Consider the following 19,156-nt stretch of genomic DNA (forward strand, 5'->3'; position numbering starts at 1 on the left):
GGCTACCACAGGGGCTAGGCCGTACGGGTGAATCACGGGCCCGGCCCACCGTGTCTCACGCCATCCAGAAGAAGACCGCCGTCATGCGCTTCTCCTCCAGCGTGCGGCCGGTGTAGGCGGTCGCGCTGTGCACCAGGTTGGCGTTGTAGAGCAGCAGCCGGTTGGCCCGGTGCGGGACGCGGACGTCCTCCTCGAAGGCGTCGGGGGCGACGAAACGGGTGCCGAGGGCGTCGACGAGGTTGTCGTGCGGGGCCTGGACGGCATTGCCGCCGAGCCGCCCGCCGGGCAGGGACTGGCGGTAGAAACTCGTGCCGCAGGACCGGGGCACCGCCGGGTTGAGGTAGAGGACGGCCGCGTACCGGCACAGCGCGCGGGAGTCGGTGTGCGGGCGGGGCTCGCTCTCGCCCTCGCCGACGACCTGGACGCAGTTGTGGTCGAGGGTGCCGCCGCCGGGCGCCCGCCGCACCCACAGCTCCTTCGCGCCGGTCGCCCTCTTCACCAGCCTCTCCACACGGGCCAGTTCACCGGGTTCGAGACCGGGCACCGCGCGCAGTCCCGGCCAGGTCTGCGAGGTGTACGGGTACCCCTTCGCCCAGTCCTCCCTGGCGAGGCACCGCTCGCGCACCGCGCCGGCGTCGGGCAGGGCGTCGTCCAGGACCCAGTAGTCGCGGCCCTCGGTGGGCTTGCGGTAGGGAAGCACCGGGAGGGGGGCGGGCGTTCTGGGCGGCGACTGTGGGGGCATGCGGCGAAATCTAGGCCGGGGACCTGCGGCGATTCGCCCGAGGAGGGGTCAACCTTTGACCAACGTCCGCTCATACACTGGTTGTTCACGGGCCAAGTGAGCCCGCACGGCACACCACGGGAAACCGGCGCGGAATCTTTACGGCGGACGTCGAGACGAATCGTCTCCGCATCCGTACTGCTGTGTGTCTGAACCGCCTGTCGGCGGAAACCACGACCGGGCAGGAGGAACAGTGCGCTTTTCGCGGAACGCGACGGGAACTCTCTTCGTGGGCGGTGCCATGGCACTGACCCTCGCGGCGCTGGCCTACCCGAGCATGCTCGGGCTGGACACCGTCTCCACCTCGCAGACCCGCATCGTCGCCAACACCCAGTGGGGTCCGCTCACCGAGCAGGACCGGGACTTCGTGGTGAAGGTGCGCGCGGCTGGGCTGTGGGAGTACCCGCTCGGCCAGATCGGGCTCCAGAAGGGCGCCTCCCCGGGGGTCAAGGAGGCCAGCAAGCACCTGGTCGACGGGCACGCGGCGCTGGACGCCTCCTGCCGCAAGATCGCGCCGATGCTGAACATCACGATCCCCAACGTGGCGAGCCCCCAGCAGGAGGGGTTCGTGACCCAGCTCAAGGGCGAGACCGGCAAGGCGTTCGACACCGACTTCGCCAACATCCTGCGGATGACGCACGGTTCGATCTTCAACGCCATCGCGAAGATCCGGTCCACCACCAAGAACTCGCTGATCCGCTCGCTGGCCGACCAGGCCAACGACACCGTGCTGGACCACATGACGGTGATGGAGAAGACCGGCCTGGTCGACTTCGACCAGACCATCTTCAACCAGACCACCCCGCCCAAGCTGCCCTCGGACAACCTGACGCCGCCCGCGCCGGACCCGGGCCAGCCGCAGGTCGTGCTCACCCCGCCGCCGAACCCCACCTCGACCCCGCTGGCCATCCCCGGAGTCCCCGGCTCGAACAGCACCCGCGACGACCCGGCCTCGGCCGAGCCGAACCCGAACCCCAGCCCGACGATCGGCTAGCCGAGCCACACCGTGGTGTCCGGCGGGAGCACGTCCGGCTCGGCCGACGGCCCGCTGGACAGCAGGAGTTCGCCCGCCGGACGGGCCACCGGCTCGCCGGTGAGGTTGGTCAGGCAGCGCCAGCCGGGGGCGCGGACGAAGTCCAGGACGCCGGGCGGCGCGCCGGGCGTCCAGGTCAGTTCCTCGCCCTGGAGCAGCTTGCGGCGCAGCCGCAGCGCGGTGCGGTACAGCTCCAGCGTGGAGCCCTGCGTGCCCGACTGCGCCTGGACGGCGTACCGGGCGAAGGACCCCGGCTGCGGCAGCCACGCCGGGCCCGGCCCGAAGCCGTACGAGGGTCCCTCCGTCGTCCACGGCAGGGGTACCCGGCTGCCGTCCCGGCCCTTACGGGTGTGCCCCGACTGTTCCCAGACCGGGTCGCGCAGCGCCTCGGCGGGCAGGTCGGCCACCTCGGGCAGGCCCAGTTCCTCGCCCTGGTAGAGGTAGGCCGAGCCGGGCAGCGCCAGCATCAGCAGGGTCGCGGCCCGCGCCCGCCGCAGCCCTGCCTCCGGGTCGGTCCCCGGGTCCGTGCCGCCGGAGCGCAGCCAGGCGTCCAGGTCGGTGCCGGGCGGCAGGATCAGCCGGGAGGCGTGCCGGACCACGTCGTGGTTGGACAGCACCCAGGTGGCCGAGGCGCCGACGGTACGGGCCTCGGCGAGGGAGGCGGTGATGGCGCGGCGGAGTTCGTCCGCGTCCCATCCTGTCTGCAGATACTCGAAGTTGAACGCCTGGCCGAGTTCGTCGGGGCGGGCGTACAGGGCGCGGCGGGTGTCCGGCACCCAGGCTTCGGCGACGGCGGTGCGGGGCGGGTCGTAGGCGTCGAGGAGACGGCGCCAGTCGCGGTAGATCTCGTGGACCTCGTCCCGGTCCCAGTAGGGGTGGCTGCCGGGGGCGAGCCGGGGCAGGGCCTCCTCTCCGGTGGCGCCGACCCCGCCGACGTCCCGCAGGGGGTCGGTGAGGTCCTTGGCCAGGCCGTGGGCCACGTCCACGCGGAAACCGTCCACGCCCCGGTCGGACCAGAAGCGCAGGGTGGTGCGGAAGTCCTCCCGGACCTCGGGGTGCGACCAGTCCAGGTCGGGCTGTTCGGGGGCGAACAGGTGGAGGTACCAGTCGCCGTCGGGGACGCGGGTCCAGGCGCTGCCGCCGAACACCGACTCCCAGTCGGTGGGCGGGAGTTCGCCGTACGTGCCCCGGCCGGGGCGGAAGACGTAGCGGGCGCGGGCCGGGGAGCCGGGCGCGGACAGCAGGGCCTGCTGGAACCAGGGGTGGCGGTGCGAGGTGTGGTTGGGGACGAGGTCGACGATCACCTTCAGGCCGAGCCGGTGTGCCTCGCCGGCCAGGGCGTCGAAGTCGTCCAGGGTGCCCAGGCGCGGGTCGACGCCCCGGTGGTCGGCCACGTCGTAGCCGCCGTCGGCCAGTTCGGAGGGGTAGAAGGGGCTGAGCCAGAGGGCGTCGACGCCGAGCGTGGCCAGGTGCTCCAGGCGCGCGGTGACGCCCGCGAGGTCGCCCAGGCCGTCACCGTCGGCGTCCGCGAAGCTGCGGGGATAGACCTGGTAGATGACGGCCTGCCGCCACCAGTCGGGGTTCCGGGACGAGAGGTCCGCCATGCGGGCTCCGTTCGTACGGTTCGCCTCAGCGGCGAGGGAAGTCCACCGTCAGGGAATCTGTCCAGGCGGCCCGGCGGGGGAAACCTGGGTCAGGGCCGCTCCACCGTCCTGAGGTACAGGTCCACGTAGCGGGCCACGTCGACGTCCAGCGCCACGTCGATGAGGGGTCGCGCGCGGGCGCCCTCGTGGATCTCGGACTCGCCGGGGCGGTGGCGGCGGTCGACGATCGTCTGGCCGCGGGCCGGACCGGGGGCGAGGCCGACCTCGACCGGGAGCGGGCGGGTGGTGAGCCCGGCGGGGTCGGCGACCGCGCAGACCGCGCCCGCGTCGCCCAGGCCGCCCGCCTCCTCGTCGTCGGGGGTGGTGCCGGGTGCGCTGGGACGGTGGGCGAGGAGGTCACCGGCGAGCCTGGCGCCCGGTTCGGCCGAGGCGCGCAGGCGGCGGACCTCGGTGCCGGGCACCACGACCCGGCTGAACACGTCCAGCCCGTACATCGTGATCGGCACGTCGGCGGTGAGCAGGATCGCGGCCGCCTCCGGGTCGTGCCAGACGTTGAACTCCGCGACCGGGGTGGCGTTGCCGACGCCGACCGCGCCGCCCATGAACACGATCCGCTCGATGTTGCCGGTCACCTCCGGGTGGGTGCGCAGCAGCAGGGCGATGTTGGTCAGGGGCGCGGTGGGGATCAGGGTCACCGGGCGCGGGGAGGCGAGGATCTCGCGGCGCAGCAGGGTGACGGCGTCCACGGCGGCCGGGGCGCGGGTGGGGGCGGGCAGGCCGAGGTCGCCCATTCCGTCGTGGCCGTGCACATGGCGGGCCGGGCGGGCGGGCTCCAGCAGCGGGCGTTCGGCGCCCCTGGCCACCGGGATGTCGGGGGCGCCGGCCCGCTCCAGCACGGTGAGGGTGTTGCGGACCACGCCGTCCACGTCCGTGTTCCCGGCCACGCAGGTCACCGCACGCAGGTCGAGTCCGGGATGGCGGACGGCGAGGAGCAGGGCGAGGGCGTCGTCGACGCCGGTGTCGCAGTCGATGATCACGGGAACGGCGGGCTGCTCGGCCACGGCGGACTCCTGCGGGCGTACGGGCGTGTGGGCGTACGGACGCCTCGACCCTAGACGAGCGCCCGGCCGGTGGGCGGGGGTCTCACCCGAACGGACCGGAGCGCTGGTGGGCCGGGATCGCGGGTGTTGCCGTAGGAGCAGGCAGCGGCCGGAACGATCTGGAGGCACCCCGATGACCGGAGGCATACGTACCCGCGGTTCGCGTGTCCTCCTGCCGATCGGCGGGCTGCTCGTGCTGAGCGGCTGCGCGACCCTCGGCCTGGAGCACCCGGCGACCGCGAAGTACCCGCTTCCCACGGTCGAGAAGCCCGCGGCCACCTCCGAGGCGGCGCCCAGCGGGAGTTCGGCGCTCACCGACGCGCAGGCGGAGGCGGCGCTCGTCACCGAGTCCGACCTGGGCTCCCCGTGGGCCGCGACGGGCGGCACGGCGACCTGGCGGGACGGCCTGCTGAAGGCGAGGTCCGAGGTGGCGGAGTGCCAGCGGCTGCTGGACGCGCTCTACTCCGACCAGGTGCTCGGCGCCCCGGCCCGCGTGGCCGTCGCCCTGGACGACCCCGCCTCCGAGGCCCAGCTCCGCTACCAGATCGGCGCCCGCCGGCCCGCCGACGTGGACGCCGACCTGAAGTGGCTGGGGGAGATGCCGGCGAAGTGCGCGAGGTTCACGGCCACGACCCAGACCGGCCTGAGCGAGGACGTCCAGGTCTCAGGCCTCGCCCTCCCCGAGGTGGGTGACAGACGCCAGGGCCTGCGCCTCACCCTCACCGCCACCGACCCGGAGGACCCGGACGCCGGCGAGCAGAACCTCACCCTGGAGCTGGCCGCCGTCCGCGTCGGCGAGGACGCCTTCGCCCTCACCAACGGCGGCCCCGGCGACGTCCCGAACGACGCGACCCAGGCGGCGGTGCAGATAGGGGCGCTGCGTCTGGCCGACGTCCGCAGACAGGGGCGGGCGCAGGTCTAGAACGGCGGGCCCGCCGGTGCGGGCCCCAGCGTCGTCGTGCCCGGAGTCGTGCGGTGGCCCAGGCCGGTCCGGTAGGCGTCCAGGGCCGCTTCCGTACGGCCCGTGCGGCGCAGGAGGTCGCCCAGGAGGCGGCAGAGGTCGGCCAGGTCGCCGGCGGCTCCGGCCCGTTCCAGGAGGCTCAGGGCGCGGACGTAGTGCTCCTCGGCGGAGTCCGTCTCGTGGGCGTCCTCCGCGATGATGCCGAGCAGGCGGTGGGCGGCGGCGGCGTGGACGGCGCCGCGTTCGGAGGAGAAGTCGCCGAGGACGCCGTCGAGGAGGGCGGCGGCCTCGGCGGGTCTGCCTCTACGGTGCAGCACGTCGGCCAGTTCGACCGCGGCCTGGCTGCGGTACAGCGCCGCGCGGGTCTCGGCCAGCATGTCCAGCGCCTGCCGCAACTCCGCCTCGGCACGCTCCAGTTCGTCCGCCTGGGCGTGGACGTAGCCGCGCATCCAGTGGCAGTTGGCGAGTTCGGTGCGCAGCCGCAACTGGCGGTAGAGCCCGGCCGCCTTGGCGAGGGAGGCGTCGGCCTCGGCGTGCCGGCCCTCGGCGAGGAGCGTACGGGCGACCGAGCGGTGCATACGGGCGATCAGCGCGGGGTCGGCGGCGCGCGGGGCGAGGGCGAGCGCGAACTCGGCGGCCTGGGCGGCGCGGGCGTGGGCGCCCATGTCCATGTAGGGGCCGATGACGGCGGTGTAGAGGTGGAGCAGGGCGTCCGGGTCGTGCAGCCCGCCCCGGTTGAGTTCGTCGAGGGCCGTCTCCAGCAGGTAGACCGCGTACCGGATCTCCCCGGCCAGGTAGTGCGCCACGGCGCGGCCGCGCAGCGCGGGTACCCGTACCGGGAGGGTCTCCTCGGACAGCCGCCCCTCCGCCTGCTCGAAGTGGTCCCGTGCCGCGTGGAGTTCGCCCGTCTCCAGCGCGCATTCGCCAAGTCCCAGCAGGGCTGCGGCCTGTTCGCGCACCAGGCCGTGCGCCTCGGCCTCGGCGAGCAGAGCCGCGTACCGCTCCACCGCCTCCTCGGCCTGGCCGTCCGCGAGCACCCGCTGCGCCTCGGTCAGCCGCAGCCGCAGGGCGGTGGCGAGGTGGGCCGGCCGGCCCGAGGCCAGCTCGTCGAAGGTCACGCCGAGGCGGTCGGCGATGTGCCGGAGGGCGTCGTCGGAGGCGCGCACCCGGCCCGCCTCCAGGGTGGAGATGTAGGCGGGGGTGTAGGCCGGCTCGGCCAACTGTCGCTGCGTCATACCGCGTTCGGCGCGCAGTCGTTGCACCCGCCGCCCGACCACCTCCGGACCGTCCCGCTCCGGCATGCCCGTGCCTCCCCAACTCCCTTGATGCCTCTTGTCGTTCGGGTCTCGCAGCCCTAGGTTAAACGGCGGCTCAAGTCCGCTTGACTCGTCGCTGATGTTGCGAGGTCGCCGTGCCAGGACGCTCCCCCGCCCCCGTCGCACGCCCCCATGCACCCGCCCGTACCCGGCGCCGCCCGGCGGCCGCCACCCCGCTCGCCAGAGGCGTCGCCGCGGCCGTGGTGGCCGTCGTCGCCCTCGTCACCGCCGCCAACGCGGGGCCCGCCCGCGCCTCGGACACCGCCCCGGCACCGGTCGCCCGGCACGCCCAGCCCTGAGCGCCGGAGATCTCCGGCAACCCCAACACCCCTTGACGCAAGGGGTTTTCCCGTCTGCCCCGAGTAAAAAACCGCCCCAGGCCGGGTCGCCAATCCCCGCAAACCCCACCAATAGACCGGTTGTACGGGAGTGGAATATCTCACCGTCAACAGTTGACAGCGGACCACGCCATTAGGGTGAGCGCGATCCGGCCTGGCCCACGCCCACAGCGCACCGCCCGGCCGCTGAACGGGGATCTCTTTTCGGTGGCCGGGGTCGGGGCCAGGGGTGGAAGGGCACGGGGGATGACGGGTAGCAGCCTGCGCGCGGAGGACACCGAGGCACCGGACGACGCCGCGAGCGAGACCGTCGAACCGCCCAGGAGACGCGCGAGACGCGTGCTGCGCTGGACCGCGCTGGCCCTGGCCCTGCTGCTGCTCGGGACCGCCACCGCCGGCTACCTCTACTACCGGCACCTCAACCACAACCTCGCCAAGGCCCCGCTGAACCTCGGCGACAGCCCCCGGCCCTCGGCCACCCCGGACGCGGCGGGCCGTACCCCGCTGAACATCCTGCTGATCGGCTCGGACAGCCGGAACACCGCAGACGACCTCGAACTCGGCGGTTCCAGGGGCGATGTGGGCCGGCCCCCGCTGGCGGACGTGCAGATGCTGCTGCACGTGTCGGCGGACCGGGACGACATGTCGGTGATCAGCCTGCCCCGCGACACCATGATCCCGATGCCCCGGTGCACCGACCCCGTCACGAAGAAGGTCTACCCGGAGCTGAGCCTGGCGATGGCGAACGAGTCGCTGGGCAGGGGCGGCCCCGGCTGCACGGTGGCCACCTGGATGCGGCTCACCGGCATCCCCGTCGACCACTTCATGATGGTCGACTTCTCCGGCGTGGTGGACATGGCCGACGCCATCGGGGGCGTCCCGGTCTGCGTCGAGGAGAACGTCTGGTCGCACACCACCAGCGGCCACGGCTCCGGCCTCAAGCTGGCGGCGGGCACCCATCCGGTCAAGGGCAAGCAGGCGCTGCAGTGGCTGCGCACCCGCTACGGCTTCGAGGACGGCACCGACATCGGCCGCACCCACGCCCAGCACATGTACATGAACTCGATGGTCCGCCAGCTCCGCGCGAACGCCACCCTCGGCAACCCGGCCGAGATGCGGCGGCTCGCGGAGGCGGCGACCAGCGCGCTCACCGTCGACGAGGGACTCGGCACCGTGAAGGAGCTGTACGACCTGTCGATGGAGCTCCAGCGGGTGCCCACCGACCGGATCACCATGACCACGCTGCCCACCACCCCGTGGGCGCAGGACCGCAACCGCCTGGTGCCCGCGACCGAGGACGCCGACAAGCTCGTCTCGATGGTCCGCGACGACGTCCCGCTGGACGGGCGCGAGACCAAGCAGCCGAAACCGAAGGCGACCGACCCGGCCGCGCCCGCCGCCGACCTCGCGGTGCGGGTCCGCAACGGCACCGGCGCGGGCTTGGAGTCCCCGGCGCCCGACCGCGCCAGATCGGTCGTGGAGATCCTGCGCGAGGAGGGCTTCACCCGGACCACCGCCGACGACGCGGCCGCCGACGAGCCCGGCACCTCCGTGCTCTACTCGGGCACCTCGCTGAAGGGCGACGCGCTGGCGGTGGCCGGGGCCCTGGGCATCCCGGCCGCACGGGTCCGCGAGGTGGAGGACGCCCAGGACGTGACGCTGGTCGTGGGCGCCGACTGGCCCTCGGGGGACCGGTTCCCGGAGCCGAAGAAGCGCGCGGTCCCGAAGACGGCGGCCGTGCTCAGCGGGGCCACGACGGACGCCTGTATGAAGATCCAGAAGGGCTTCACCTGGTAAATGGCGGGTGACGTTGTCAGTGACATGACCTACCCTTTGCTCACTCGCCGCACGAGGCACACAGATCACACACATCACGCGCGACCCATGTGACGGTCCGTGTGACGCACCAGGCGCACCGGGGACCCACCGCGCCGTGCCCGTCCGGCTTCCGACTCCGCATTCGTTCCGGGGGGTTCGAATCAGCGTGCGTATGCGCACCCGCTCCACCGCCACCGCTCTCGCGGTGCTCTTCAGCTCGGCGGCCCTCGCGGCCGCCCCCGCCCACGCCGACACCGTCGCGCCGCTGCCGGTCAAGTCGACCGGCACGGTCGTGGTGGACGGCGTCCACCAGCGGGTCTTCCTCAGCGACCCGGCCGGCGGCAAGATCGTCGTCACCGACTACCGGGGCACGGTCGTCAAGCAGCTCACCGCCCTGCCCGGCGTCCTCGGCCTGGAACTGTCCGCCGACTCCGCCACCCTGTACGCGGCGGTCCCCGGCGGCACCGACGCGATCGTCGCCATCGACACCGCGACCGCCACCGAGTCCGCCCGCTACCCCGTGGGCGACATCGACCCCAAGTACCCGGCCCTCGCCGGCGGCAAGCTCTGGTTCGGCTACGACTCCGACGCCACCGTCGCCCACGGCAACATCGGCTCCGTCGACCTCACCGCGCCCGAGCACCCGGTCGCCCTGACCCAGGATCCGGAGAGTTTCTGGTACTCCGCGCCCATGCTGGACGGCGCGGCCGGCACCCTGGTCGCGGGCATCCCCTCGCAGAGCCCGTCCGAACTCGGCGCGTACGACGTCTCGTCCGGCACGCTCACCCGCACCGCCCACCGGTCCGTGGACGGCGCCAACCTGCGCGACCTCGCCATCACGCCCGACGCCCAGCACCTCGTGGTGGCCAGCGGATACCCGTACCACCAGGCGGTGTACAGCACGGCCGACCTGGCGGACGACGGCCAGTACCCCGCCAACGCCTACCCGAACGCCGTGGACATCGCCCCCGACGGTTCGGTGGCGGCGGGCATCGACGGCGCGTACGAGCCCGACGTCTACGTGTTCAAGCCGGGGCAGCGCACCACGGTGCGGGAGTACGACTTCGGGGCGAGCGACCAGCTCCTCGCGGACGCCGGACTCGCCTGGGCGCCCGACACCTCCCGCCTCTTCGCGGTCAGCCACGACTACGACGGCGCCTACCGGCTGCGCGTGCTGGAGGGCCCCACCAAGGCCGTCACCACGGTCACCGCCGACGCCCCGGCCACCGCGACCCGCGCCCAGAAGCTCACCGTCAAGGGCAAGGTGACCTCCAAGGCCGCGCTCCCGGCCGGGACCCGGCTCAGCGTCACCCGCACCGACCTGGAGTCCCCCAAGGGCAAGGCGCTCCCCCAGGTCACCGCGAAGGCCGACGGCACCTACTCCTTCACCGACACCCCGCCGGCGGGCGGCAAGGTCACGTACAAGGTGTCGTACGCGGGCGACGCCGCCCACACAGCGGCCTCCGTCAGCGACAGCGTGACCGTCTCCCGGGCCAAGGCGTCGCTGTCGCTGAACAACAACGGCAAGAGCTACTCCTACGGCCAGGACGTGAAGTTCACGGCCCACCTGGGGAAGACCTACAAGAACCGCACGGTGGAGATCTGGGCCGACCCCTACGGCGGCGACAAGCCGGACAAGCTGGTGAAGTCCGGGAAGGTCAACTCGCACGGCGACCTCGCCGTCACCCTCGACCTGCGCCGGGACACCAAGATCACCGCGAAGTTCACCGGTGACGCGCGCACCGCGACGGCTAGCACCACCAGCACCGTCTGGACCCGCGTCAGCGTGTCGACCTCGGTCTCGGGGCAGTACAAGTCCGCGAAGTCCTGGGGCCAGACCTACGCCTACGTCCACCGGTCCAAGGACCCGCGCTTCATCACGAAGATGCCGTACTACTCCGGCCGTTCGCACCGCCTGGAGATCCAGGTCTACTACCAGGGCACCTGGTACGACGCCGGGTCCCAGTACTTCAAGCTGGGCACGAACGGAGTCTCCGAGGTGCGCTACACCGGCGACCACGGCCAGGAGGTGGGCTACCGGCAGCGGGTGCGCTCGTCGTACATCAACGGCAGCTCCGGCGACAGCGTGAACTCCACCACCCACGGCGCCTGGAAGTACTTCACTTTCACCAAGTGAGTTCAGCCATGCTGGAGTTGCTCCAGCCTGGCCCGCACGTCGCCCAGGGCGCCCTCGCGGCGTCCTGGCACGCGTAGCCGCAACTCCACCAGTTGGGGGCCGAGTTCACGGGCCCGTACCGCGTCCTCGATGCGCCCCCACTGGTGGTGGGCGCGGTCCACCGCCGACTCCACGGCGGGCGCGTCGGGGGCGTGGCCCGAGGCCAGCCGGAACCCGGCCACCCGCAGCCAGGCGCGGCAGCTCCGCACCGGGTCACCCGCGAACATCGCCAGGTCGGCCCGGACCTCCGCCCAGTGCAGGGCGTCCTCGGAAGCGGGACCGTGCTCCCGTACCGCCGCCTCCTGGTGCCGGGCGGCCAGCCGGTCGGCCTCGGCGTGCCGGCCCGCCCGCACGGCTGCGCTCAGCGCGGCGTGCGGATCCCCGGCGTCGGGCGCGGTGAGCACCAGGTTCGACGGCAGCTCGCCCGCGATCCGGTCCAGCGCCCGGCGGTGCAGCTCCGCGAGCGGCGGCCGGTGCCCGCTGCGCAGCAGCGCCGCCACCGCCCGCATGTACGTCGGCTCCGCGACCTTGCGCCACCCCGGCGGCGGCGCGATCCGGCCGTGCACGACGGCCGTACGGCCCGAGTCCAGCGGGCGTCCGGCCAGGTCCGCCCAGGTCTCGGTGTCCGCGTGCAGGTCCAGCAGCAGATGGGTGGTCCCGGCCGGGCGCAGCCGCAGCTCGTCCTTGAGCCAGTGCCAGGGCAGCGCGGTGTAGCGGGCGGTGGCCGGCGTGGTGCGGGCCAGCGCCAGATGGGGCAGCCGCTGGCGCCGGTCGAGCAGCAGTTGGCCGGTGACGTACACGGTCAGCGGGCCGGACGCGGCGGCGGCCGCGCGCAGCCGGGTCAGCACGCCCTGCGGGTCGAGGGGGTCGGCGAGTTCGACCACGTTCGCGGTGTCGGTGCCCGCCAGCACCGACGGCGCGACGGCGCCCAGCACGGGCAGCACGGCCGCCGCGTCCACCAGGCGGCCCCGGCCCAGCGGCGCGGCCGCGAGCAGCAGCACGGTTCCGGGCATCGCCCTTACCTCCCCCTGTGGTCCACCGGCCAGGTTCGCCGGTCAGCCTGCACCGTAACCGCTGGGGGCGGGCGTGCGGGCCTCAGGATGGCGAAGGTCGCCCGGTCGTGGACGCGGGCCGGCCCTCGGGCAGCCGCCGGACCGCGAAGACGGTGGTGTCGTCGCCGAGCCGGCCGTGCGTGTGCCGCAGCACCCCCTCGCGCACCAGGCGCACCAGCCGCCGGGGCGCGGCCCGCCCGGGGTCGGCGGCCACCGCCCGCTCCACCTCGCCGAGCAGCGGGTAGAACTCGTCGGCCCGGCCGCGGGCCTCGGTCACGCCGTCCGTCACCATCAGCAGCGTCTCGTCCGCGTCCAGCCGCTCCCGGCAGGCGGGCGGACCCTTCCGCCCCTCGGCAGCCGCGTCCCCGGTCAGGTCCCCGAAGCCGATCGGCAGCCGCTCCCCGCCGGGCAGCGGGCGCACCCCGCGCGGGCCCACGGCGAGCGGCGGCTCATGCCCGAAGTTGATCATCTCGACGGTGTCGGGGGCGTCCTCGGAGAAGGTGAACAGCAGGGCGGTGGCGAACCGGTCGCCGTCGTATTGGCCGAGCGCCGCGGTGTGCCCCCGGTGGCGGGACATCCGCACCTCGAGACGGTCGGCGACGGTCACCAGATCGGGCTCGTGGTACGCGGCCTCCCGGAAGCTGCTGAGCAGCGCGGCCGCGGTCTCCACCGCGCCGAGCCCCTTGCCCTGCACATCGCCGAGGAGCACACGGGTGCCGTGCGGGCCGGGCTGGATGTCGTAGAAGTCGCCGCCCACCCGCGCGTCCGTGTCGGCGGCCAGATACACGCCCGCGTGCTCCAGACCCGCCCAGTTCGACGGCAGCGGGCGCAGCACGGTGCGGCGGGTGGTCTCGGCGATGTCCCGCATGTGCAGGCCCTGCCGCTCCCGGCGCACCCGCACCACGGAGGCGATCACGGCGAGCGCACCACCGAGCGCGACCAGCACGAAGTCGGCGGTGCCCGCCCGGTACCGCTCGGGGAATACGGTGTCGACGGCGAGGAAGGTGACGAGCGACAGCAGGGCGAACGTGATGGTCGCGCCCACCCCGCAGACGGCGGCGGCGATGCTCGGGACCAGGATGATCCAGGAGACGACGCGGAACTGCTCGCCGGTGCGGAAGTCCACCGTCACGATGGCCGCCAGCAGCACCAGCGGCACCAGCCAGGACGTGCCCCGGCCGAAGATCCGCCGCCGCTCGTTGCGACGCCGGTACTCCATCTCGGTCACGAGCCATCTCCGTCCCGAGACCGCGCGTCTCTCCGTCCCGGGGCCGCGCTTCGCATCGCGGCGGGCCGTCGTCCTCGGAAACCTCAGGGGAACACGGACCGATTCCGGCCGCATCCGGGACCCGTCACCCGCCCGGCCGAGTTGCCGGGCCGTCGCCGCAGGTGTGCCCTGGAAGGCGGGGCCGCCGAGTCGCGGCCCGAAGCGGCGAGAGAGGAGCGCTCTCATGGCTCACGCGGCACCCGCGTCCGGCGCGCTGCCCCGAGGCGGCCGTAAGGACGCACGGGGCACCTACGTCCCTCCCGACATCCTCGACGCCCGCACCCACCGCATGGCCAGGATCGCGGTACCGGTGCTGACGGCACTGGTCTACGGCTACTGGGCGGCCGCCAACCGGCGCGGCGGCGGTCCCGTCACGGGCTGGAACCTGCTCTTCGGGTTCCTCACCGCGCTGGTGTTCGCGGTCGTCTTCTTCGGCGTGCTGACCATCGCGCCCAGGCTGCGCCGCGAGCTGCACGCGCTGACGTGGGCGGTGTTCATCGGCGTCTCGTTCGGCTTCCTCTACAACCAGGCGGGCGCCTCCATGGTCCGCTCCGTCGGCATACCGCTGCTGGTGGCGGCGGTGACGTTCATCGTGTTCTTCTACCGCTTCTACACCCGCGAGGACGCCGTGGGGCACCGCGTCCACTGAGGGGCCCGTCCCCCGAACGCACCCCCACCGCTCGCGCCGCGGCTCCGACGGGACTTGCCTTGAGGCGTGCACCCCCGCCTCCGGAGTGCCCTGTCGACCGCGCTGATCGCTCTGTTCTGCCTCCTCGTGCCCTTCGGCGCGCCGGCGGCCTGGGCGGCGTACACGCTCACCGACACGGGCCGGTACGTCACCACGATGGCACCGCTCGCCGCCGACCCGGCCGTGCGGGACGCCGTCGCGCAGACGGTCGGCGACGGCATCCTGCGCGAGGTGGACCAGCGGGCGGACATGAGCCCGGTACGCGGCTCGGTGGGCCCCTTCGTCCGGGACGCGGTGCGCTCCTTCACCCACACCCGCGCCTTCCGGCTCGCCTGGGACACCGGCAACCGGGTCACCCACGACGCCGTACTGCGGGCCCTGCGCGAGGAGGCCCCGGCCGGCGGTGCCCCGCGCGCGGTCACCGTCGACCTGGCCCCGGTCACCGCCCAGGTCAAGGCGCAGCTCGCCGAGGACCACGTACCGCTCGCCGCCCGCATCCCGGTCCGCCACACCGAGGTGCCGGTGCTCCCGGCGGGTGAGCTGACCCGGTACCGCAAGGGGTTCCACATGCTCGAAGTCGCCGGTCTGTGGCTGCCGGTGGCAGCCGTCGTGTTCGCCGCCGCCGGGATCGCGCTGGCCGTGCGCCGCCGCCGCGCCGTCGTCGCCACCGCGCTGGGCACGGCGATCGGCGGCGCGCTGCTCGGGCTCGCCCTCACCGCGGGCCGCGCGCTGACCCTGGCCGACCTCCCGGCCGACGTACCGCACCCGGTCGCGGCCGCGGTCTACGACGCCCTCACCTCGGGCCTGCGCACCGTCTCCTGGCTGCTGCTCCTGCTCGGTCTCGTGGTCGCCCTGACAGCCTGGCTCACCCGCCGCCGCTCGGCCCGCCGCAGGCAGACGGGCGGCCCCGAGTCGGCCGGGACGCCCTCGCGGACACGGGCGCGCGTCTGAGTCCTCCCCAACCTGTGGACGGCGCGCGCCGGTTCGGCGTCGCCCGCCCGGACCGGACCAAACGACCATAATGGGCGCATGCCCCGAGAGTTCCCCATCGGCCTCACCCCGCCCGACTGGCTGGTCCGGAACCTCCGCCCGCAGCAGGCCCCCGTCAACTGGGCCGCCGTGGCGCGGGCCGCCATCGCCATGGCCCTGCCCCTGGCGATCGGACTGGCGGCGGGGCAGCCCGCGCTGGGCGCGCTCGCCTCCATGGGCGCCCTGAACGGCGTCATCGGCGACACCGCCGACGCCTACCGGATGCGCGTCATCACCATCGCCATCCCCCAGCTCATCGGCGCCGTCGGCGTCATCCTCGGCCAGCTCGTGTTCGATCGCGGCTGGTACGCCGTCGTCGTGGTCACCGGGGTCGCGCTGGTCTCCGGGATGATCTCGACCATCGGCACGGTGTCCTCCGTCGCGGGGCTGCTGCTCCTGCTCGACTGCGTGATCGGCGCCGGGCTCCCGCTGCCCCACCCCTGGTGGCTGGCGCCGCTGCTGATGACCGGGGGCGGGCTGCTGGTGCTGGCCCTCGCCCTGGTGGCATGGCCGCTGCGAGCCGGGGTGCCGGAGCGGGCGTCGGTCGCGAACGCCTACCGCCGGGTGGCCGACCTGCTGGCCGCGTGCGGCGACGAGGACCGCTACATCGGCGCCCGCTTCGACGTCACCCGCTCGCTGAACCAGGCATACGACCTGATCCTCGGACACCGGGCCCGGCACCACGGACGCAGCGAGGAACTCACCCGCCTGCTGGCCCGGTTGAACGCCATCACCCCGCTCGTCGAGGCCGCCCCCGCCGTCCACCTCACCGGGCGCCCGCTGCCACCGCAGGCCCCCGAGGCGGTGCGCGCGCTGGCCCGCGCCGTCGAGACCGGCGACACGGCCGGGCTGCGCCCGCCGAAGCTCCCGCTGGCCCTCACCGAGACCGAGCGCGCCGTCGATCACGCCCTGCGGCACCTCGCCGAGGTGGTCACCTCACCCTCGGTGGACCCGCGCGGCGTCGACGAACGCGCCGTCGCCCTCCATGTCCGCACCGCCCGCGCCGCCCGGGACGCGATGCTCTCCGCGGGCTCCTGGCGGTACGGGCTGCGCCTCGCGGTCTGCATCGGCATCGCGCAGGCCCTCGTCTCCCTCGTCGCGGTCCCCCGCTCCTACTGGGTCGCGCTGACCATCACCTTCGTCCTCAAGCCCGACTTCGGCTCGGTCTTCTCCCGCGCCCTGCTGCGCGCGCTGGGCACGGTGGCGGGGCTGGCGGTCGCTGCGGCGGTCCTGGCGGAGGTGCCGATCGGCTGGTGGGACGTCCCCGTGATGCTGCTGCTCGCGCCGCTCGTCCCGGCGCTCACCCCGCGCGGCTACGGCTTCCAGACGGCCGCGATCACCCCGGTGATCCTCCTTCTCTCCGACATCCTCAACCACCAGGGCACCGCCCTGCTGCTGCCCCGGCTGCTGGACTCCCTCATGGGCTGCGCGATCGCCCTGGTCGCGGGGTATCTGCTCTGGCCGGAGAGCTGGCACACCCGTGTCGGCGACCGGCTCGCGGACGCGGTCGAGGACACGGCGGCCTACGTCGGGACGGCGTTCGGCACCGGGACCGACCCCGCCCGCCGCACCCGGATGCGCCGCCGCCTCTACCGCGATCTGTCCACCATCCGGACGGAATTCCAGCGCGCGCTGACCGAACCACCGCCCACCGGGCGGCGCGCCGCGGCATGGTGGCCCCTGGTGGTCGCGGTGGAACGGATCGTCGACGCGACGACCGCGGCCCGCGTCCGCGTCCTCCACGGCGCACCGCCCCCGTCCTCGGCCGAAGTGGACCAAGTTGTGCGCCAACTCGGTGAATTGGCGGAGGGCGTCCGCGAGGCCGAGATCCTCACCGCCTTCCCCACCCACCTGACCGGTCCGGCGGGAAGCGTGCTGGAACCGGTACGACAAGAAGTGGCGGCCGCGAGAGCCATCGCCACGCCGCACTGATAGGCCGCTAACCTAACGTGGCCGTCCTGGCCAGGGATCTACGGCGACAACTCACGCGAAGGGGTGCGCACATGGGCATTCTCACTCTCCTGCGGAACGCGTTCGGCCGAGGACGCAAAGAGCGTCCCGCCGAGGCGGAGAGTGCGGACCAACTCCCCACCCCCCGCCAGGAACACGACCTGGTAGCAGCGGCGTTCGACACCCCCCGCGTACCGGCCCAGCAGGCCGCCGAACGGGGCACGACGGAGACGGCCGAGCCGCAGGGTGCGGTGGAGACCCCCGAGGCGGACGCCCCGGTGGACGAGGCGGAGACTCCGAAGGCGGAGTCGGCCACGCCGGAGTCGGAGCAGCCGCAGGCCGAGGTGCCGGAGGCGGAGGTGCCTGAGGCCGAGGTGCCTGAGGCCGAGGTGCCACAGGCCGAGGTGCCGGAGGCCGAGGTGCCGGAGGCGGAAGCCGCGAAGACGGCCGCGCCCGAGTCCCTGGCCACGGCCGAGGGGTCGGACACGGAGGCCCCGGAGGCGGCGACCGAGCCCGAGCCGGTGTCGAAGGCGGAGCCGGAGGTCCAGGAGGCGGCCGCGGTCGCGGACGCACCGGAGGCGGAGGCCGCACCCGCTGAGGCGGAGACCGCCGAGGTGACGGACGCGCCGGAGGCAGAGGCGCACGCTCCTGCGACGGCGGAGCCGGAGACCGTGACCGCGGAGGAAGCCCCGAAGGCGGCGGAGCCCGAGGCTCTGGACGCGGCCGACGCCCCGGAGGCAGAGGCAGCCGGGACCGAGGTCTCGCAGCCCGAGCCCCTGACGCTGGAGCCGTCCATCCTCGACCCGGAGCCGACGGCGCCGGAGGCGGACGCACCGTCCACCCCGGAGGCGGACGCGGAGGTGCTGGTACCTCAGCAGCGCACCGAGCCCCTGCCCGAGGCGGAGGCCGACCAGCCGGCCATCCCCGAACAGGCCACGGAGCCGAACGCCGACGCACTGACGGAGCAGGCCCCCGAGACCCTGCCGACCCCCGAGGCGGAGCCGAAGGCGGCCGCCGAGCCGGAGCCCACCCCGGCGCCGGAGGCCGAAGCCGAGCCCAAGGACGCCCCCGAGCCGGTGGCCGAAGCCCAGCCGGAGCCCACCCCCGCCCCTGAGGCCGAAGCCGAACCGGAGGAGGCCCCGGCAGCGAAGGCGGCCGCCGAACCTGAGCCCGCCCCCGCGCCGAAGGCAGAAGCCGAACCGGAGCCCACCCCCACCCCGGACCCCGCCCCCGCAGCCGCCGACGGCGCCAAGCCCCCGCAGGCGGCACCCGCACCCGACGACGCATCCAGCACGGGTGGTGCGGGTGGGAACGCCTCCGAGGCCGAGGGCGCAGCCGAGGCCGAGCACCCCGCCGCCACAACCCCCCTCACCGCCACCCCCTCCCTCACCACGGCCCACGCCGCCGCGGCAGCGACCCTCACCCGCACCGACCTCACCGGCACCGCGGCGAAGCTCTACCTCGTGCTGGACCGCTCCGCGAGCATGCGCCCGTACTACAAGGACGGCTCGGCCCAGGCCCTGGCAGACCAGACCCTCGCCCTGGCGGCCCACCTGGACGAGGACCCGAAGGTCCACGTCGTCTTCTTCTCCACGGAGGTGGACGGCACCACCGACCTCACCCTCACCGAGGACCACGCCACCAAGATCGACGAGACGCACGCGGGCCTCGGCCGCATGGGCCGTACCAGCTACCACGCCGCCGTGGAAGCCGTACTCGCCCACACGGACAAGCACAACGCCCCCGACGACGACGTCCTGGTGATCTTCCAGACGGACGGCGCCCCCGACGCCAAGACCCCCGCCACCCAGGCCCTCACGGAGGCGGCGAAGACCCACCCCAAGGTCTTCTTCTCCTTCGTCGCCTTCGGTGACCTGGACAACAAGGCGTTCGACTACCTCCGCAAGCTCAAGACGGAGAACACGTCCTTCTTCCACGCGGGCCCGACCCCCCGCGAGCTGACGGACACCGAGCTCTACGAGGGCGTACTCGCCGGCTGGCGCCCGTAACCCCCGTCCCACCCCAGGTGCCGCCCGCGTCCCA

15 protein-coding genes are annotated in these 19,156 nt (G+C 73.8%); 9 read left to right on the top strand and 6 right to left on the bottom strand.

Annotation, left to right across the window (positions count from 1 at the left end):
• Positions 1-55: 55 nt before the first annotated feature.
• Positions 56-742, bottom strand: coding sequence for a DUF6445 family protein (locus HEK131_RS29965; protein WP_244451894.1), 687 nt, complete (start codon positions 740-742; stop codon positions 56-58).
• Between the two features lie 280 nt (positions 743-1,022).
• Here HEK131_RS29965 and HEK131_RS29970 point away from each other — a divergent pair, with 280 nt between their 5' ends.
• Entirely contained in the window at positions 1,023-1,775 is a 753-nt protein-coding gene (locus HEK131_RS29970) for a DUF4142 domain-containing protein (RefSeq protein WP_217463608.1), read from the top strand.
• Here HEK131_RS29970 and HEK131_RS29975 read toward each other — a convergent pair.
• Together HEK131_RS29975 and HEK131_RS29980 are read right to left on the bottom strand one after the other, a co-directional pair.
• Complete coding sequence (locus HEK131_RS29975) at positions 1,772-3,418, bottom strand: glycoside hydrolase family 13 protein (protein WP_244451895.1); 1,647 nt, start codon at positions 3,416-3,418, stop codon at positions 1,772-1,774. The two genes, HEK131_RS29970 and HEK131_RS29975, sit on opposite strands and share 4 nt — an antisense overlap.
• 89 nt (positions 3,419-3,507) lie before the next feature.
• Positions 3,508-4,479 (bottom strand): nucleoside hydrolase, encoded by a 972-nt coding sequence (locus HEK131_RS29980; RefSeq protein ID WP_244451896.1) that lies wholly within the window; start codon positions 4,477-4,479, stop codon positions 3,508-3,510.
• A 172-nt stretch (positions 4,480-4,651) separates the two neighbouring features.
• Between HEK131_RS29980 and HEK131_RS29985 the strand changes: the two genes are divergently transcribed.
• Positions 4,652-5,440 carry a hypothetical protein gene (locus HEK131_RS29985; RefSeq protein WP_217463605.1) on the top strand — a complete coding sequence of 263 codons (789 nt, stop codon included), beginning with the start codon at positions 4,652-4,654 and terminating at the stop codon, positions 5,438-5,440.
• Here the strand turns inward: HEK131_RS29985 and HEK131_RS29990 are convergent.
• On the bottom strand, positions 5,437-6,780 hold the full coding sequence (locus HEK131_RS29990) for a helix-turn-helix domain-containing protein (RefSeq protein ID WP_244451897.1): 1,344 nt from the start codon (positions 6,778-6,780) through the stop codon (positions 5,437-5,439). The two genes, HEK131_RS29985 and HEK131_RS29990, sit on opposite strands and share 4 nt — an antisense overlap.
• A gap of 110 nt (positions 6,781-6,890) precedes the next feature.
• On the opposite strand from HEK131_RS29990, the gene HEK131_RS29995 reads away from it, so the two are divergent.
• From HEK131_RS29995 to HEK131_RS30005, 3 genes are all read left to right on the top strand, one after another.
• Positions 6,891-7,094, top strand: coding sequence for a hypothetical protein (locus HEK131_RS29995; protein ID WP_244451898.1), 204 nt, complete (start codon positions 6,891-6,893; stop codon positions 7,092-7,094).
• A gap of 285 nt (positions 7,095-7,379) precedes the next feature.
• On the top strand, positions 7,380-8,930 hold the full coding sequence (locus HEK131_RS30000; RefSeq protein ID WP_244451899.1) for an LCP family protein: 1,551 nt from the start codon (positions 7,380-7,382) through the stop codon (positions 8,928-8,930).
• Between the two features lie 193 nt (positions 8,931-9,123).
• On the top strand, positions 9,124-11,088 hold the full coding sequence (locus HEK131_RS30005; RefSeq protein WP_244452180.1) for an Ig-like domain repeat protein: 1,965 nt from the start codon (positions 9,124-9,126) through the stop codon (positions 11,086-11,088).
• Positions 11,089-11,090: 2 nt separating this feature from the next.
• On the opposite strand, the gene HEK131_RS30010 is transcribed toward HEK131_RS30005, so the two are convergent.
• On the bottom strand, positions 11,091-12,140 hold the full coding sequence (locus HEK131_RS30010; protein WP_217463602.1) for a hypothetical protein: 1,050 nt from the start codon (positions 12,138-12,140) through the stop codon (positions 11,091-11,093).
• An 82-nt stretch (positions 12,141-12,222) separates the two neighbouring features.
• A complete protein-coding gene (locus tag HEK131_RS30015) occupies positions 12,223-13,398 on the bottom strand; it encodes a PP2C family protein-serine/threonine phosphatase (RefSeq protein ID WP_244452181.1) in 1,176 nt (391 codons plus the stop codon).
• A gap of 232 nt (positions 13,399-13,630) precedes the next feature.
• Between HEK131_RS30015 and HEK131_RS30020 the strand changes: the two genes are divergently transcribed.
• The 4 genes from HEK131_RS30020 (at position 13,631) to HEK131_RS30035 (ending at position 19,122) form a co-directional block, all read left to right on the top strand.
• Entirely contained in the window at positions 13,631-14,095 is a 465-nt protein-coding gene (locus HEK131_RS30020) for a hypothetical protein (protein ID WP_244451900.1), read from the top strand.
• Positions 14,096-14,161: 66 nt separating this feature from the next.
• Entirely contained in the window at positions 14,162-15,085 is a 924-nt protein-coding gene (locus tag HEK131_RS30025) for a hypothetical protein (protein ID WP_217463600.1), read from the top strand.
• A gap of 78 nt (positions 15,086-15,163) precedes the next feature.
• Positions 15,164-17,095, top strand: a complete 1,932-nt coding sequence (locus HEK131_RS30030; protein WP_244451901.1) for an FUSC family protein — start codon at positions 15,164-15,166, stop codon at positions 17,093-17,095.
• A 71-nt stretch (positions 17,096-17,166) separates the two neighbouring features.
• Positions 17,167-19,122 carry a VWA domain-containing protein gene (locus HEK131_RS30035; RefSeq protein WP_244451902.1) on the top strand — a complete coding sequence of 652 codons (1,956 nt, stop codon included), beginning with the start codon at positions 17,167-17,169 and terminating at the stop codon, positions 19,120-19,122.
• The last annotated feature ends 34 nt before the right edge of the window (positions 19,123-19,156 follow it).

Source organism: Streptomyces seoulensis, from assembly GCF_022846655.1.
Classification (GTDB): Bacteria; Actinomycetota; Actinomycetes; order Streptomycetales; family Streptomycetaceae; genus Streptomyces.

Excerpts from the sequence above, each read along its gene's own strand:
- HEK131_RS29965 (WP_244451894.1), bottom strand. The coding sequence starts at position 742 with ATGCCCCCACAGTCGCCGCCCAGAACGCCCGCCCCCCTCCCGGTGCTT.
- HEK131_RS29990 (WP_244451897.1), bottom strand. The coding sequence starts at position 6,780 with ATGCCGGAGCGGGACGGTCCGGAGGTGGTCGGGCGGCGGGTGCAACGA.
- HEK131_RS30020 (WP_244451900.1), top strand. The coding sequence starts at position 13,631 with ATGGCTCACGCGGCACCCGCGTCCGGCGCGCTGCCCCGAGGCGGCCGT.
- HEK131_RS30035 (WP_244451902.1), top strand. The coding sequence starts at position 17,167 with ATGGGCATTCTCACTCTCCTGCGGAACGCGTTCGGCCGAGGACGCAAA.
- HEK131_RS30010 (WP_217463602.1), bottom strand. The coding sequence starts at position 12,140 with ATGCCCGGAACCGTGCTGCTGCTCGCGGCCGCGCCGCTGGGCCGGGGC.
- HEK131_RS29970 (WP_217463608.1), top strand. The coding sequence starts at position 1,023 with ATGGCACTGACCCTCGCGGCGCTGGCCTACCCGAGCATGCTCGGGCTG.
- HEK131_RS29985 (WP_217463605.1), top strand. The coding sequence starts at position 4,652 with ATGACCGGAGGCATACGTACCCGCGGTTCGCGTGTCCTCCTGCCGATC.
- HEK131_RS29975 (WP_244451895.1), bottom strand. The coding sequence starts at position 3,418 with ATGGCGGACCTCTCGTCCCGGAACCCCGACTGGTGGCGGCAGGCCGTC.
- HEK131_RS30000 (WP_244451899.1), top strand. The coding sequence starts at position 7,380 with ATGACGGGTAGCAGCCTGCGCGCGGAGGACACCGAGGCACCGGACGAC.
- HEK131_RS30030 (WP_244451901.1), top strand. The coding sequence starts at position 15,164 with ATGCCCCGAGAGTTCCCCATCGGCCTCACCCCGCCCGACTGGCTGGTC.
- HEK131_RS30015 (WP_244452181.1), bottom strand. The coding sequence starts at position 13,398 with ATGGAGTACCGGCGTCGCAACGAGCGGCGGCGGATCTTCGGCCGGGGC.
- HEK131_RS30005 (WP_244452180.1), top strand. The coding sequence starts at position 9,124 with ATGCGCACCCGCTCCACCGCCACCGCTCTCGCGGTGCTCTTCAGCTCG.